This window comes from Pseudomonas mosselii (genome assembly GCF_019823065.1).
In the GTDB taxonomy this organism is placed as follows: domain Bacteria; phylum Pseudomonadota; class Gammaproteobacteria; order Pseudomonadales; family Pseudomonadaceae; genus Aquipseudomonas; species Aquipseudomonas mosselii.
Map to the genome: position 1 here is coordinate 4,486,225 of NZ_CP081966.1, position 15,310 is coordinate 4,501,534.

The 15,310-nt window shown below is 63.9% G+C and carries 13 protein-coding genes; all 13 read right to left on the reverse strand.

Translation table 11 applies throughout. From position 1 onward, the window contains the following. Positions 1–356 precede the first annotated feature (356 nt). Positions 357–1,364, reverse strand: coding sequence for a succinylglutamate desuccinylase (gene astE / locus K5H97_RS20760; protein WP_028691062.1), 1,008 nt, complete (start codon positions 1,362–1,364; stop codon positions 357–359). Positions 1,365–1,374: 10 nt separating this feature from the next. After that, the gene (locus K5H97_RS20765) at positions 1,375–1,665 is read right to left on the reverse strand and encodes a hypothetical protein (protein ID WP_011534960.1); all 291 of its coding nucleotides are present in this window, start codon (positions 1,663–1,665) and stop codon (positions 1,375–1,377) included. 15 nt (positions 1,666–1,680) lie between these two features. Next, positions 1,681–3,030, reverse strand: coding sequence for an N-succinylarginine dihydrolase (gene astB, locus K5H97_RS20770; protein ID WP_028691063.1), 1,350 nt, complete (start codon positions 3,028–3,030; stop codon positions 1,681–1,683). A 23-nt stretch (positions 3,031–3,053) separates the two neighbouring features. Continuing rightward, positions 3,054–4,517 carry a succinylglutamate-semialdehyde dehydrogenase gene (astD, locus tag K5H97_RS20775; protein WP_028691064.1) on the reverse strand — a complete coding sequence of 488 codons (1,464 nt, stop codon included), beginning with the start codon at positions 4,515–4,517 and terminating at the stop codon, positions 3,054–3,056. Then, entirely contained in the window at positions 4,518–5,546 is a 1,029-nt protein-coding gene (astA, locus tag K5H97_RS20780; protein ID WP_028691065.1) for an arginine N-succinyltransferase, read from the reverse strand. A gap of 55 nt (positions 5,547–5,601) precedes the next feature. Next, the gene (gene aruF, locus K5H97_RS20785; RefSeq protein ID WP_028691066.1) at positions 5,602–6,621 is read right to left on the reverse strand and encodes an arginine/ornithine succinyltransferase subunit alpha; all 1,020 of its coding nucleotides are present in this window, start codon (positions 6,619–6,621) and stop codon (positions 5,602–5,604) included. Between the two features lie 136 nt (positions 6,622–6,757). Next, a complete protein-coding gene (locus K5H97_RS20790) occupies positions 6,758–7,978 on the reverse strand; it encodes an aspartate aminotransferase family protein (RefSeq protein WP_028691067.1) in 1,221 nt (406 codons plus the stop codon). A 328-nt stretch (positions 7,979–8,306) separates the two neighbouring features. Then, positions 8,307–9,287 carry a transcriptional regulator ArgR gene (argR, locus tag K5H97_RS20795; RefSeq protein WP_028691068.1) on the reverse strand — a complete coding sequence of 327 codons (981 nt, stop codon included), beginning with the start codon at positions 9,285–9,287 and terminating at the stop codon, positions 8,307–8,309. Between the two features lie 103 nt (positions 9,288–9,390). After that, positions 9,391–10,155, reverse strand: coding sequence for an ABC transporter ATP-binding protein (locus tag K5H97_RS20800; RefSeq protein WP_023630946.1), 765 nt, complete (start codon positions 10,153–10,155; stop codon positions 9,391–9,393). Positions 10,156–10,177: 22 nt separating this feature from the next. After that, positions 10,178–10,876 (reverse strand): ABC transporter permease, encoded by a 699-nt coding sequence (locus K5H97_RS20805; protein ID WP_028691069.1) that lies wholly within the window; start codon positions 10,874–10,876, stop codon positions 10,178–10,180. Further along, the gene (locus tag K5H97_RS20810; protein WP_028691070.1) at positions 10,873–11,562 is read right to left on the reverse strand and encodes an ABC transporter permease; all 690 of its coding nucleotides are present in this window, start codon (positions 11,560–11,562) and stop codon (positions 10,873–10,875) included. The genes K5H97_RS20805 and K5H97_RS20810 overlap by 4 nt, the downstream gene beginning before the upstream one ends. A gap of 91 nt (positions 11,563–11,653) precedes the next feature. After that, positions 11,654–12,439, reverse strand: a complete 786-nt coding sequence (locus tag K5H97_RS20815; protein ID WP_028691071.1) for an ABC transporter substrate-binding protein — start codon at positions 12,437–12,439, stop codon at positions 11,654–11,656. 531 nt (positions 12,440–12,970) lie between these two features. After that, entirely contained in the window at positions 12,971–14,932 is a 1,962-nt protein-coding gene (gene acs, locus K5H97_RS20820) for an acetate--CoA ligase (RefSeq protein WP_028691072.1), read from the reverse strand. Positions 14,933–15,310 lie beyond the last annotated feature (378 nt).

The window sequence follows — 15,310 nt, forward strand, 5'->3', positions numbered from 1 at the left end:
CACGCGTCGAATCGACGAAACGACGGCAAAGGGCCGCATTATATCGGTCCTGCAGTCTCGGTGCAGTGTGTTTATGCGATAGAAACCGTCGAATGGACGGTTTGTCGGACTACAGCAATTGAAAACGGCATGACCGCGATGCTAAAGCCAGCGTTTCGCTACTGGCAAGCCAATTACGGTCCCGGGGCGGGGAAAATTAACAGCTTGGTGAATTAAAAGAATTTCATCACCGAAAGGATCCAAAACCAGCCAGGCGCGCAGCACTCCTGCAGGAGCGGCCTTGTGTCGCGAAAGGGCTGCGTAGCAGCCCCGGGGATCTCAGTAGCGAAGCTGATATTGCCGGGGTCGCGCAAGGCTTAAGCCAGCCGCTGCCCCGAATCCGGCACGATGAGGATGCCGGCGCGCAGCCCGTTTTTCACCTTGGGGTTGGGGAAGATGATCCGCGCGCCCTCCTCCTCCACCACCCAGCGCGTCTCTGCCAGGTCCTCGGCCAGCAGGTAACCCTTGCTCAGCTCGGAGAAGTTCTCGATGTCCGCCGGCAGGTGCAGGTGGAAGCTGTCGCTGTGCTTGATGATCTCGCGGGCGACGCTGAACAGCTTGAGGCCATCCAGGGACTGCTCGGTTTGCGGCTCGGTATCCTCGATGAGCTGGATCAGGCGCGCCTCGAGCCGGTCGAGGTTGACCTCTTCGTTCTGCCCGAACGGGCGGGCCTTGCCGAGTTCCAGGGTGAAGGCCTCGGCGTCGAGCTGCTCGTAGGTGAATGCGCTGAAGGTGATCGACGACTTGCTCTGCAGCAGCACCGCCTCCATGCCGGCCGCAGCCAGACGGGCCAGCTCGCGTCGGGAATGCCGGCGACCTTCCTTGTAGGGATACAGGGCAAACTGCTCGATCTTCGACCCGCGAATGGCAGTATGCAGGTCGTAATGCAGGCGGGTGCGCTCGGGCTTGCTGAAGAACACCCGGGCGAACTGTTCGAGCTCGGCGGCACGCAGCGCCTCGAAGCCACTGGAGAGTTCATGACGGCCATTGAACAGGCGGTTGATGTCCTGTTCGATGAAGCGCTCGCCCTTGCGGATCGCCGCTGGGTTGCCGAACAGGAACAGCACCCGCGCGCGCGGCTTGATCTTGCCGTTTGCAACACCGTGCAGCAGCCTTTCGAGCAGCTCGATCGGCGCCGTCTCGTTGCCATGGATACCGGCCGACAACAGCAGGTCGAGACCGCAATCCTCACCTTCGGGCGGACGCACTTCCAGCGCACCCTCCCCCAGCCAGCGCAAACGCACGCCCCGGGTGGTCACTTGGGTCTTCTCGGCCGGTTCGTGATCGGTCAGGGTCAGCTCAAGCAGTTTGCCAAGGGCGAGCATAGGCGCTTCCTTAGTGGTGGTGGCCGCAGTCCGGGCCGTGGACGTGGTCGTCGTCACCGGCGACATCGGCCGGTTCCATTTCCAGTTGCAGGCTGACCAGGTTGGTGGCCATCGGGCGCAGCAGCAGATTGGCGTACTCGGTGTCGTCTTCCTCGACATCGACGCCGATCAGCAGCTGGCCGCGGCCGTCCTGCTGGATCCACACTTCCTTGCCTTGCCAGACCACGGCAAAACGGGTGCAGGAGGTTTCCAGCTGGGTGCCGTCTTCATCTTCCAGGATCAGGCGCAGGGCGTCGGACATTGCAATTTCTCTCTATCAAGGTTGGCGTTGGAACGGATACACCGAACCCAGCTTGAGGATCTGGGTCAGTTCATCCAGGGCCGTGCGGCATTCCACCAGCAACTGCGGGTCGGCCAGGTCCGCTTCGCCGAGGCGATCGCGGTAATGCTTGTCGATCCACTGCACCAGGGTGTCGTACAGCGAGGCGGTCATGATAACGCCTGGATTGACCGCCGCCAGTTCGTTTTCCTTCAGTGCCACACGCAGACGCAGGCAAGCCGGGCCGCCACCGTTCTGCATGCTCTGCTTGAGGTCGAACACCTTGACCTCCTTCACCGGACCGCCCCGGCTGGTCAATTGACTCAGGTAAGCCCAGACGCGCTCGTTGTTGCGGCACTCTTCCGGCACCACCAGCAGCATCGAACCGTCCTCGCGGCTGAGCAACTGGCTGTTGAACAGGTAGGAACGCACCGCGTCCTCCACCGTCACTGCCGCGCGCGGCACGCAGATACCCTGGAAGTTGCCACCCTTGCTGGCCAGTTTAGCCTGCAACTGGCCGAGCACCGCGTGGGTCTCGAGGAAGGCGTCTTCGTGGTAGAACAGCACCTCGCCGTTGCCCACCGAGATCACGTCGTTGTGGAACACGCCCTGGTCGATCACCGCCGGATTCTGTTGAGCGTAGACCACGCCATCATCGCTCAGCCCGTGCAGGCGAGCGACAGCCTGGGAGGCTTCCAGGGTCTGGCGCGCCGGATACTTCTGCGGCGCGGGATAGCGGCTGTCGAAGGCGCTGCGGCCATAGACGAAGAACTCGACGCCGGCCTCGCCATAGGCGCGGCAGAAGCGGGTGTGGTTGGCCGCGCCCTCGTCACCGAACTGGGCCACCGCTGGCAGCGCCTCATGGTGGGCGAAGACCTTGTCATCGCTGAACATGGCGCCCAGCACACGGCTGGTGGTCGGGTGCTCGATGCTGCGGTGGTACTTGCAGTTGAGGTTGGCGGCGGTGAAGTGCACGCGGCCATCGGCAGTGTCGGCGCTGGGGCTGACGGTGGCGGCGTTGGCCACCCACATGCTCGAGGCCGAGCAACTGGCGACCAGCAGCGGCATGGCTTCCTTCGCGGCGCGCTGGATCACTTCGCCGTCGCTGCCGGTGAAGCCCAGGCGGCGCAAGGCGGCCACGTCCGGGCGCTCCTGCGGGGCCAGCACGCCCTGCTTGAAGCCCATTTCCATCAGCGCCTTCATCTTCGCCAGGCCCTGGCGCGCCGCCTCGCGCGGGTTGGAACCCTGCTGGCTGTTGCTCTGCGAGGCCACGTTGCCGTAGGACAGGCCGCCGTAGTTGTGGGTCGGCCCCACCAGGCCATCAAAATTCACTTCAAAGGATTTCATCGGCAAGGCTCCGAGACCGGTTGTTATAGGGTGACGCCCGGCGTCAGGGTCGCCGGCAGTGCAAGGCTCGCGGTCTCCAGCGAAGCCACGGGGTAGGCGCAGTAGTCCGCCGCGTAGTAGGCGCTGGCGCGGTGGTTGCCACTGGCGCCGACGCCACCGAACGGCGCGCTGCTGGCGGCGCCGGTCAGCTGCTTGTTCCAGTTGACGATGCCGGCGCGGCTGCGCAGCCAGAAGTGCTGGTAGCGGGCATTGGAGTCCGACAGCAGGCCGGCGGCCAGGCCGTACTGGGTGTTGTTGGCCTCCTCGATCGCCGCATCGAAGTCGGCGTAGCGGATCACCTGCAGCAGCGGGCCGAAGAACTCTTCGTCCGGGCGCTCGGCCACGGCGCTGACATCGATGATGCCCGGCGTGAGCAAGGCCGCGTCGGCCTGCGGCTGGGTCATCTCCAGCAGCGTCACCGCGCCCTTGGCGAGCAGGTCGGCCTGGGCCGCCAGCAGCGCGCGGGCCGCCTGCAGCGATATCACCGAGCCCATGAATGGCGCGGGTTGCTGATCGAAGGCACCCACACTGATGTTGCGGCTCACTTCGACCAGGCGCTGGATCAGCGCGTCACCCCAGGCGCCCTGCGGCACCAGCAGGCGGCGGGCGCAGGTGCAGCGCTGGCCGGCGGAGATGAACGCCGACTGGATGATGGTGTACACCGCAGCGTCCAGGTCCTTGACCTCATCGACAACCAGCGGGTTGTTGCCGCCCATTTCCAGGGCGAGGATCTTGTCCGGGCGGCCGGCGAACTGCTGGTGCAGCAGGTTGCCGGTGCGACTGGAACCGGTGAAGAACAAGCCATCGATACCCGGGTTAGCGGCCAGCGCGACGCCGGTATCGCGAGCGCCCTGGACCAGGTTGAGCACGCCGGCCGGCAAGCCAGCCTCGATCCAGCACTGCACCGTCAGCTCGGCGACCTTCGGGGTCAGCTCGCTGGGCTTGAACACCACGCAGTTGCCGGCCAGCAGCGCCGGAACAATGTGCCCGTTGGGCAAATGGCCGGGGAAGTTGTACGGGCCGAACACCGCCACCACGCCATGGGGCTTGTGCCGCAGCACGGCGGTGGCGTCGGCCAGCGGGCCGCTCTTCTCGCCGGTGCGCTCGCGATAGCTTTGCACCGAGATGGCGACCTTGTTGACCATGCTGGTCACTTCGGTAGCCGACTCCCACAGAGGCTTGCCGGTTTCCTCACCAATGCAGCGCGACAACGCCTCGGCATTGGCCTTGAGCTTGTCGGCGAAGGCCTCCAGCACGCTGATACGCGCTTCCAGGCTCAGCGAAGCCCAGGCCGGGAACGCCTGGCGGGCGGCCTGCACGGCAGCTTCGACCTGGGTGGCGTCGGCGCCCTGCCCTTGCCATATCACCGCCTGGGTGACGGGATTGAGCGACTGCAGGGTTTCACCCTGGCCGGCCAGCCAGTGGCCGGCGATGTAATGCGTGTTCATTTACTGGGCCTCCCGACCGGCGGACAGCGGCACGGCGCGGACATTGTCGCCGGCGCCCAGGCGCAGGCGCTTGGCAGTCTGCGGATCGACCACCAGGGTGCCTGCCGCCAGGCGCGCCGGTGCGGCGGTGATGCGGCAATCTTCGCGCTTGCGGTTGTGAATGATGTAAGGGGTGGCGTCGTCACCCGGGGTGCCGACGGCCAGTACCAGGGTCTCGCTGTCACGCACAGCGCGGATCTTCGAGGTCTCGCACTCGATGGCGGGACCTGCGTCGAAGATGTCGACGTAACCCTGGTAGTTGAAGCCTTCGCGCTTGAGCATGGCCAGCGCCGGCTCCGTGTCGGTGTGCACGCGACCGATGACGTTGCGCGCCGCTTCCGAGAGGAAGCAGGTGTACAGTGGGAACTTGGGCATCAGCTCGGCGATGAACGACTTGTTGCCCACGCCGGTCAGGTAGTCGGCCTGGCTGAACTCCATCCTGAAGAAGTGCCGGCCCAGGCTCTCCCAGAAGGGCGAACGGCCTGCCTCGTCGGACATGCCGCGCATCTCGGCGATGATCTTGTTGCCGAACAGCTGCGGGAACTCGGCGATGAACAGCATCCGCGCCTTGGACAGCAGACGACCATTGAGACCGCTGCGGTAGTCGCTGCGCAGGAACAGCGAGCACAGCTCGGAGTTGCCGGTCAGGTCGTTGGCCAGGAACAGCGTGGGAATCTCGCGGTAGATGTTCAGTTCCTGCGAGGCGCTGACGGTCAGCCCGACCCGATAGTTGTACCAGGGCTCACGCAGGCCGACGGCACCGGCGATGGCGCTGATGCCGACCACCAGGCCTTCATCGTTCTCCAGCACGAACAGGTAGTCGGTGTCGCCGCGCTCGGCTTCGCCGCGAAAGCTCTTCTCGGCCCAGCCGACGCGCTGGCCGAGGCGCTCCTCGTTGGCGGGCAGCGTGGTCAGCCCGGTGGTGCCGGTGCTGCGGGCCAATTCGATCAGCGCGGGTAAATCGCTGCTGCGTACAGGACGAACGATCATGCTATCTCCTTGTGCGGCGGTCTGTGCCTGCCGCGAAACTCTCTGTTGCGGCGGTTCAGACCGCGACCAGGCGCACGCTGGCGCCTTCGCCGACCCCCAGGGCCTCGGCGGCTTCGCCGCTCAGGCTGACCGGCTTGCCCGGCACCCAGTCCAACTCGAGCAGCACGGCGCGGTAATCCTGCAACTGGCCATTGCACACCAGGTACGGACGGCCACCCTTGACCGGCGTCTGGTCGAGCTTGACCGGCACCACCCGGCTCTGGGCGATGGAGCGGATACCCGAGGCGCGGGCGTGCAGGGTCGGGCCGCCGTCGAAGATGTCGATGTAGTGCTCGGTCTCGAAGCCTTCGCGCATGAGGATGTCGAAGGTGATCTGCGCCCGCGGGTGCACCTGGCCCATGGCTTCCTGTGCCTGGTCGGCCAACAGCGGCACATAGATCGGGTAGTGCGGCATCAGTTCGGCGAGGAAAGTGCGGCTCTTGAGGCCGCAGAGGCGCTCGGCGTCGGCGTAGTTGAGGTCGAAGAAGTTGCGGCCGATGGCGTCCCAGAACGGCGACTCGCCCTGCTCGTCGCTGTAGCCGACAATCTCGGTCACCACCGAGTCGGCGAAGCGCTCAGGGTGCGCGGCCATGAACAGCAGGCGGCCGCGGGAGTTGAGCTCGGCGAAGGCGCTGCTCACCAGCTCCGGCACCACGTAGAAACTGGTCAGCAAGCTGTTGCCGGTGAGGTCGTGGCACAGCGACAGGACGTGGATCTTGTTGTGGATCTTCAGCTCGCGGGAGGCGTGCACGAAGGTCTCGTTGCGAAAGCTGTAGAACGGCTCGGAGTAGCCGGCCGAGGCGACAATGGCCGAGCAGCCGACCAGTTTGCCGGTGGCGCTGTCCTCGAGCACGAAGAAGTAGCTCTCCTCGCCATTGAAGCTGACCTCGGCGGCGAAGGAGGTTTCCGAGGCGGCGATCTTGTCGCCCAGGCGGCCGGCGTCATCCGGCAGCGAGGTGACACCAATGGGGCTGTCGGCAGCCATGCGCTGCACTTCGTTCAGATCAGCCATTTGCGCGGGGCGCATCACCAGCATGGTGTCACTCCTTTCGGGAAAGCGCGCCGATCACATCGACACGGAAAAACGGCGGGCACGCGCCACCACCTGCAAGCAGGTGCCCGCACTGGAATTCAGGTATCGCCGGCCCCGTCTGGAGGCCGGCGAAGGGCGATCAGCCCTTGGTCAGTTTTGCCACGGCACGTTCGAAACGATCCAGGCCTTCGTCGATGTCGGCATCCTCGACCACAAGGCTCGGGGCGAAGCGCACCACGTCGGGACCGGCCTGCAGAACCATCACGCCCTCCTTCTCGGCGGCGTTTAGAATGTCCTTGGCCTTGCCTTTCCAGGCCTCGCTCAACACGCAGCCGATCAGCAGGCCGACGCCACGCACCAGGGTGAACAAGCCGGTTTCCTGGCCGATCTTCTCCAGACGGGCCTTGAAGCGCTCATGCTTGGCCTTGATGCCTGCCAGGGTTTGCGGGGTGTTGACCACATCCAGCACGGCGCAGGCGACGGCACAGGCCAGCGGGTTGCCGCCGTAGGTAGTGCCGTGGGTGCCGACGGCCAGGTGCTTGGCCAGGTCACTGGTGGTCAGCATAGCGCCGATCGGGAAGCCGCCACCCAGGCTCTTGGCGCTGGTCAGGATGTCCGGGGTCACGCCGTAGTGCTGGTAGGCATACAGCGAGCCGGTACGGCCAACGCCGGTCTGCACTTCGTCGAAGATCAGCAATGCGTTGTGCTCATCGCACAGCTTGCGCGCGCCTTCCAGGTAGGCCTTGTCGGCCGGGACCACGCCGCTCTCGCCCTGGATCGGCTCGATGACCACAGCGCAGGTCTTGTCGGAAATCTGTGCCTTCAGCGCTTCCAGGTCGTTGTATGGCACATGGCTGATGCCGGTGATCTTCGGACCGAAGCCGTCGGAGTACTTGGGCTGGCCACCGACGCTGACGGTGAACAGGGTACGACCGTGGAAGCTGTTCACGGTCGCGATGATCTCGTGCTTCTCCGGGCCAAAGCGGTCGTGGGCGACGCGACGGGCCAGCTTGAAGGCGGCCTCGTTGGACTCGGCGCCGGAGTTGCAGAAGAACGCGCGCTCGGCAAAGGTCGCGTCCACCAGCTTGTGCGCCAGGCGCAGGGCCGGCTCGTTGGTGAACACGTTGGAGACGTGCCAGAGGGTGTTGGCCTGCTCGGTGAGCGCCTTGACCAGCGCCGGGTGGCAGTGGCCCAGGGCATTCACGGCGATGCCGCCGGCGAAGTCGATCAGCTCGCGACCGGTCTGGTCCCAGACTCGGGAACCCTCGCCTCGTACAGGAATGAACGCCGCCGGGGAGTAGTTGGGAACCATGACCTGGTCGAAATCGGCACGTTGCACCGGGGCTTGCTCAACGGACATCTGAGTCTCCTGAAGAGGAACGCTGGCCTGGAAGTGGCGAGCGATGAGGGGATTGTAAGGACTGATTGGCGCCTGTCCTTGCTGCCAGGCGACAACTTGTTACAGCGCCAAACCGTGTTTTCACGCGGTTTTCGGCAATGCGACAAACAGTGTCGCAATCGCGCAGTGTAACGGGAGGACGGGGTGTCGGGGAGATGCCCGGCGAGAATTGGGTGAACGGGTGTTCACATATATAAACCCCATCGCGGGGCAAACCCTCTCCCACACACAGCGCAAGCCGTGGGAGCGGGCCTGCCCCGCGATAGCGCCTTCGCAGGAAGGAAGGTCTTCAGCCCCGCTCGGCCGGCGCCGAACTCAGCTCGAATGGGCTGCTGCTGCGCCGCTGGTTACGGTCTTCACGCGGCGTGGCGCCAAAGAAGTTGCGGTACGCACTGGAGAAATGCGGCCCCGAGGAGAACCCGCAGGACAGCCCGATCTGGATGATCGACTTGCTGGTCTGCATCAGCATCTGCCGTGCCTTGTTCAGGCGCAGCTCCAGGTAATACTGACTGGGCACTCGATTGAGGTACTGCTTGAAAATCCGCTCCAGCTGGCGACGGGACACGCACACATGCTGGGCGATCTCGTCGGTGGTCAGCGGCTCCTCGATATTGGCCTCCATCAGCAGCACCGCCTGGGTGAGCTTGGGATGACTGGAGCCCAGGCGATTCTGCAGCGGAATGCGCTGGCGCTCGCCGCCTTCACGGATACGCTCGACCACCAGCTCTTCGGACACCGCGCCCGCCAGCTCCGCGCCATGATCGCGCGCCAGCACCGCCAGCAACAGGTCGGTCACTGCCATGCCACCGCAGGCCGTCAGGCGGTCACGGTCCCAGTCGAACAGATGACTGGTGGCGATCACCTTGGGGTAGCGCTCGGCGAAATCATCCTGCCAACGCCAGTGCACCGCGGCGCGGTAGCCATCGAGCAGGCCCAGCGCCGCCAGTGGGTACACGCCGGCGGACAGGCCACCGATCATGCAGCCGCTGCGCGCCAGTTGCTTGAGCGCGGCGGACAGCGACGATCCGATTGTCACCGGCGGCTCATCGGCCAGCAGGAACAGTTTGTGGCAACCCTCGAGACGACCGTTCCATGCCTCGCCCGGCAAGCGCCAGGGGCCCTCCTGCCCGGCTTCGGCCTGCAGATAGCTCAACTCGTAGACCACGTCCGGATGCACCCGCTGGGCCACCTGCAGCACCTCTTCAGCCAACGCCAGGGTCAGCGGCTTGGTACTTGGCCAGATGAGAAATCCGATTCGCTGGGTGGTCATAGGGCGTGGTCCGAAACCTGGAAGGAAGGGTTCGCGCTTGTGGCGCCAGGGCATGCCGCGCGGATGGCGCAGCATGCCCCATTAGGGTGCAAATGTGCAGCGATTACTTCAAGCTGCCGGAAAGGAACTGCTTGAGGCGCTCGGACTGCGGATTGACCAGCACCTCGCGCGGGCAGCCGCGCTCCTCCACCAACCCCTTGTGCAGGAACACCAGCTGGTTGGACACCTCGCGGGCAAAGCCCATCTCGTGAGTGACCACGACCATGGTGCGGCCTTCCTGGGCCAGCGACTGCATGACCTTGAGCACATCGCCCACCAGCTCCGGGTCGAGCGCCGAGGTCGGTTCGTCAAACAGCATCACCTCAGGCTCCATGGCCAGGGCGCGGGCGATGGCCACGCGCTGCTGCTCGCCGCCGGACATGTGGCCAGGGAAGGCATCCTTGCGATGGGACACGCCGACCTTCGCCAGGTAGTGCTCGGCCTTCTCCAGCGCTTCCTTCTTGTTCACCCCCAGCACGTGCACCGGCGCTTCGATGACGTTCTCAAGCGCGGTCATGTGCGACCAGAGGTTGAAATGCTGAAACACCATCGACAGCCGGGAGCGCATGCGCTGCAGTTGTTTCGGGTCGGCGGCCTTGAGCGCGCCGTCCTTGCCGGCCACCAGCTTGAGCTCTTCGTTGTTGAGCAGGATCTTGCCCGCGTGCGGCTGCTCCAGCAGGTTGATGCAGCGCAGGAAGGTCGATTTGCCCGAACCGCTGGAGCCGATGATGCTGATGACGTCGCCTGCCTTGGCTTCGAGGGAGACGCCCTTGAGCACCTCATGGCTGCCGTAGCGCTTGTGCAGGTCTTGGATTTGGAGTTTGTACATGCTGTCGGATCTCACAGAGCGGTCAGTGCTTGCGCGGCGCCAGGTAGCCGAGCCAGCGGCGTTCGGCCATCTTGAACAGGCGCACGAGGATGAAGGTCAGGCACAGGTAGAACACGCCCGCCGTGATGTAGGCCTCGAAAGGCAGGTAGTACTGGGCGTTGACCGTGCGCGCGGCACCGGTGATGTCGATCAGGGTGACGATCGACGCCAGGCTGGTGGTCTGCAGCATCATGATCACTTCGTTGCTGTACTGCGGCAGCGCCCGGCGCAGCGCCGAAGGCAGGAGGATGCGGCGGTACATCTTCATGCGCGACATGCCGATGGCCTTGGCCGCCTCGATCTCGCCGTGAGGCGTGGCCTTGAGGCTGCCAGCGATGATCTCGGCGGTGTAGGCGCTGGTGTTGATGGCAAAAGCCAGGCAGGCGCAGAAGGTCGCGCTGGACAGCCACGGCCACAGGAAGCTTTCGCGCACCGCCTCGAACTGGGCCAGGCCGTAGTAGATCAAAAACAGCTGCACCAGCATCGGCGTGCCGCGGATCACGTAGGTGTACAGCCAGGCGCTCATGTTCACCAGCGGCTGCCTGGAGACGCGCATCAGGCCCAGCGGAACAGCCGCCAGCAGACCGAACAGCAGCGACAGCGCCAGCAGCTTGAGGGTGGTCAGCAGGCCGCCCAGATAAAGCGGCATGGCCTCCCAGATGACGTTGTAGTCGAAGATCATAGTTCAGCCGCCTTGACGCCCACCGAGTAGCGCTTCTCGAGATACTTCAGCGCCAGCAGCGAGACACTGGTCAGCACCAGGTACAACGCCGCCACCGCGAGGAAGAAGGTGAAGGGTTCGCGGGTGGCGTCCGCCGCCTGCTTGGCCTTGAACATCATGTCCTGCAGGCCGACCACCGAAATCAGCGCGGTCGCCTTGGTCAGCACCAGCCAGTTGTTGGTGAAGCCAGGGATCGCCAGACGGATCATCTGCGGCACCATGATGCGGAAGAACACCTGGACACCGCTCATGCCATAGGCCGCGCCCGCCTCGGCCTGCCCCTTGGGAATACCCAGGAAAGCGCCGCGGAAGGTTTCCGAGAGGTAGGCACCAAAGATGAAGCCCAGGGTGCCGATGCCGGCGACCAGCGGGTTCAGGTCGATGTAGTCGTCATAGCCGAGCAGCGGCGCCACCCGGTTGATGATGTCCTGGCCGCCATAGAAGATCAGCAGGATCAGGACCAGGTCAGGGATGCCACGGATCACCGTGGAATACAGATCCCCCAGCCAGGCCAGCCAGCGCACCGGCGACAAGCGCAGCGCCACGCCGATCAGGCCGAGGACGATGGCCAGGGCCATCGACGACAGGGCGAGCTGCAGCGTCAGCCACGCCCCATCGAGGATGACTGCCCCATAGCCTTTCAACATGATTCGAATTCCTCAGGGCTTGGGAATGAAAAATGGTGCAAACCTCAGAGATTCTGCTGTTTGCACCATTGCACAGGTGAAACTCGAGGGCTTACTTCGAGTCTGGACCGTAGATATCGAAGTTGAAGTACTTCTTCTCGATTTCTTTGTATTTGCCGTTGGCGCGGATAGCGTCGATGGCCGCGTTAATGCGCTCGGCGTTGGCGGTGTCGCCCTTGCGCACGGCAATGCCGACACCGTCACCGAAGTACTTGGTATCGGTGAAGGCCGGGCCTACGAAGGCGAAGCCCTTGCCGGCGTCGGTTTTCAGGAAACCGTCTTCGAGCAGGGTGGCGTCGGCCACGGTACCGTCCAGGCGACCGGCGGCGACGTCCAGGTAGATTTCGTTCTGGGTGCCGTAAGGCACGACGGTAGCGCCTTGCGCGCCCAGGACTTCCTTGGCGAAGCGATCATGGATGGAGCCGCGCTGCACGCCGATCTTCTTCCCCTTGAGCTCAACCAGGCTGTCGCTGACGGCAGTGCCTTCCTTCATGACCAGACGCGCCGGGGTGAGGTAGTAGCGCTTGGTGAAGTCGACCGACTTCTTGCGATCATCAGTGATCGACATGGACGAGAGGATGGCGTCGATCTTGCGCACTTTCAGCGCAGGAATCAGGCCGTCGAACTCCTGCTCGACCCAGGTGCACTTGGCTTTCATCTGTTCGCACAGGGCGTTGCCGATGTCGTAGTCGAAGCCGGCGAGGCTGCCATCGGGTTGCTTGAAGGCGAAGGGTGGGTAGGCGGCCTCGATACCGATCTTCAACGGCTTCTCATCGGCCTGCGATACCAGGGAAAACACGGAAAGCGCCAGGGCGCCAAGCAGTGCGAGCTTCTTCATCAGGTAACTCCATCGGTACGGGGCAATACAAGGCAGTTGTAACGGCTGCCCGATATGCGAATGGGTACAGCGCGAGCCGCGCAGGTTTCGACCAAGGTCGCAGACCACGAGCGAGTGAGTGGCATTCTAGCGACAGCCCGGTGGTCGATATTTCTTCAAAGCGACAACTAATTACAGAAGCGCCAGGAACCGCGGCGGGCGATATTGACAGCTCCTGCGAGATATGCAAGAGCAAAAGAGAAATAACCTATACCCAAAGCAATAAGCGGGCCCATTATTGGCAAAGCCTTGTATTCCGGCAAGTGCAGCGTGCGACCCCGCACAAAATGCTCGCAGCAATGCACTCAAATGGCACGCGAATGTTTCCACAAGCCCCGCATTTGGGCGAAATCGGTGACAGCCAGGGTTACCGATGGATGTCGGAGTAACAGTCGGTATCAGTAAAGCAAAAACCCCGCCGGGCATGGGCGGGGTTTTTGCTGATGACCGTATCGCGGGAAAGGTCCACCCCCACGATTGCGATGCTTCAACTCAAGCGGTGGCCAGGCTCATCGCCTTGTGGGTGTCGATCAGGTGCTGCACCACCCCTGGGTCGGCCAGGGTGGAGATATCACCCAGCGCATCGTACTCGCCGGTGGCGATCTTGCGCAGGATGCGGCGCATGATCTTGCCCGAGCGGGTCTTCGGCAGCCCCGGCGCCCACTGAATCACATCCGGCGAGGCGATCGGGCCGATCTCCTTGCGCACCCAGTTCTTCAGCTCCTGGCGCAGTTGCTCGCTCGACTCCTCGCCGGCGTTGAGGGTGACATAGACGTAGATACCCTGCCCCTTGATGTCGTGCGGCACGCCCACCACGGCCGCCTCGGCGACCTTCGGATGCGCCACCATCGCGCTCTCGATCTCGGCAGTGCCCATGCGGTGCCCGGAGACGTTGAGCACGTCGTCGACGCGACCGGTGATCCAGTAATAGCCGTCCTCATCGCGACGGGCACCGTCACCGGTGAAGTACATGCCGCGGAAGGTCTTGAAGTAGGTGTCGACGAAACGGTCGTGGTCGCCGTACAGCGAACGCGACTGACCCGGCCAGGAGTCGAGGATCACCAGGTTGCCCTCGGCGGCGCCTTCGATCAGGTTGCCCAGGTTATCCACCAGCGCTGGCACCACGCCGAAGAACGGACGCGTCGCCGAGCCCGGCTTCAGCGCGGTGGCGCCCGGCAGCGGGCTGATCAGTACACCGCCGGTCTCGGTCTGCCACCAGGTATCGACAATCGGGCAACGTTCCTTGCCGACGGTCTTGTAGTACCAGTTCCAGGCCTCGGGGTTGATCGGCTCACCCACCGAGCCCAGCAGGCGCAGACTGGAGCCATCAGCACCGGCCACCGCCGCCTCGCCCTCGGCCATCATGGCGCGAATGGCGGTCGGCGCGGTGTAGAGGATATTGACCTTGTGCTTGTCGACGATCTTCGACACCCGGGTGATGTCCGGGTAGTTCGGCACGCCCTCGAACAGCAGTGTGGTGGCGCCATTGGCCAGCGGGCCGTAGACGATGTAGCTGTGGCCGGTGACCCAGCCCACATCGGCGGTGCACCAGTAGACCTCGCCCGGACGGTAGTCGAACACGCGCTCGTGGGTCAGCGCGGCATACACCAGGTAACCGCCGGTGGTGTGCAGCACGCCCTTGGGCTTGCCGGTGGAGCCGGAGGTATAGAGGATGAACAGCGCCTCCTCGGCGCCCATCTCTTTCGGCGCGCAGTGGCTGGAAGCAACCTTCATCAGGTCTTCGTACCAGATGTCGCGGTGCTGGTGCCAAGCGATGTCGCCACCGGTGCGCTTGCACACGATGATCTTCTGTACGCTGTTGGTTTCAGGGTTGGTCAGGGCCAGGTCGACATTGGCCTTGAGCGGGGTGCGACGGCCACCGCGCAGGCCTTCGTCGGCGGTGATCACCACTTTCGACTTGCAGTCGATGATGCGCCCGGCCAGCGCCTCCGGCGAGAAGCCGCCGAACACCACCGAGTGGATCGCGCCAATGCGGGCACAGGCCAGCATGGCGACCACGGCCTCGGGGATCATCGGCATGTAGATGGTCACCACGTCACCACGGTGCACGTCCTGGCCACGCAGGGCGTTGGCGAACTTGCAGACCTGCTCGTGGAGCTCGCGATAGGTAATGTTGCGGTGTTCGGAAGGGTCGTCGCCTTCCCAGATGATCGCCAGCTGGTCGCCGCGCTCGGCGAGATGGCGGTCCAGGCAATTGTAGGAAACGTTCAGAGTGCCGTCGGCGAACCACTTGATGTCGACATGGTGGTCGTCGAACGAGGTCTGCTTGACCTTGGTGAAAGGCTTGATCCAGTCCAGACGCTGGGCCTGCTCGCGCCAGAAGCCGTCCGGGTTGATCACCGATTGCTGGTACATGGCCTTGTAGGTGGCCTCGTCGGTCAGGGTACTGGCCGCAACCTCGGGACGAACGGGATACAGTGGAGCCGCACTCATCTGTGTTACCTCGGTGTAATAGTTGTTTTTGTATGGAACCGTTTGTAACTGTACCAGAGCGGCCAAGACCATTCGACGTTGGTAGTAACACGACGGGTCGTCGACCTACCGATCGGGCGCGACCGCTCTAGTACATGGCATGCAGCCATCGTCGAGAGGAAAAGACAGGGTTTCGACGGGGATTGTTACAGATTCTGTCAAAAGACTTTATCAAAACCCCCTCTGTTTCAGCCGTGGGCGCCCCCCCTAAAATTCATCTCGCCAGCAACGGCAACGCGATTAACTTGGTAACAGCCCCCACGCAGGCAGCGTTAATCCGTATCTCATCCCGATAGTTGAAACTTGCTGTACTCGCGGCGCCATAAGCGCCGCGTGCCC

Coding starts and splice junctions, on each gene's coding strand:
- astE (WP_028691062.1), bottom strand. CDS start 1,364: ATGCTCGCCCTTGGCAAACTGCTTGAGCTGACCCTGACCGATCACGAA.
- acs (WP_028691072.1), bottom strand. CDS start 14,932: ATGAGTGCGGCTCCACTGTATCCCGTTCGTCCCGAGGTTGCGGCCAGT.
- K5H97_RS20765 (WP_011534960.1), bottom strand. CDS start 1,665: ATGTCCGACGCCCTGCGCCTGATCCTGGAAGATGAAGACGGCACCCAG.
- aruF (WP_028691066.1), bottom strand. CDS start 6,621: ATGCTGGTGATGCGCCCCGCGCAAATGGCTGATCTGAACGAAGTGCAG.
- argR (WP_028691068.1), bottom strand. CDS start 9,287: ATGACCACCCAGCGAATCGGATTTCTCATCTGGCCAAGTACCAAGCCG.
- K5H97_RS20810 (WP_028691070.1), bottom strand. CDS start 11,562: ATGTTGAAAGGCTATGGGGCAGTCATCCTCGATGGGGCGTGGCTGACG.
- K5H97_RS20800 (WP_023630946.1), bottom strand. CDS start 10,155: ATGTACAAACTCCAAATCCAAGACCTGCACAAGCGCTACGGCAGCCAT.
- K5H97_RS20815 (WP_028691071.1), bottom strand. CDS start 12,439: ATGAAGAAGCTCGCACTGCTTGGCGCCCTGGCGCTTTCCGTGTTTTCC.
- K5H97_RS20790 (WP_028691067.1), bottom strand. CDS start 7,978: ATGTCCGTTGAGCAAGCCCCGGTGCAACGTGCCGATTTCGACCAGGTC.
- astD (WP_028691064.1), bottom strand. CDS start 4,517: ATGAACACGCATTACATCGCCGGCCACTGGCTGGCCGGCCAGGGTGAA.
- K5H97_RS20805 (WP_028691069.1), bottom strand. CDS start 10,876: ATGATCTTCGACTACAACGTCATCTGGGAGGCCATGCCGCTTTATCTG.
- astA (WP_028691065.1), bottom strand. CDS start 5,546: ATGATCGTTCGTCCTGTACGCAGCAGCGATTTACCCGCGCTGATCGAA.
- astB (WP_028691063.1), bottom strand. CDS start 3,030: ATGAAATCCTTTGAAGTGAATTTTGATGGCCTGGTGGGGCCGACCCAC.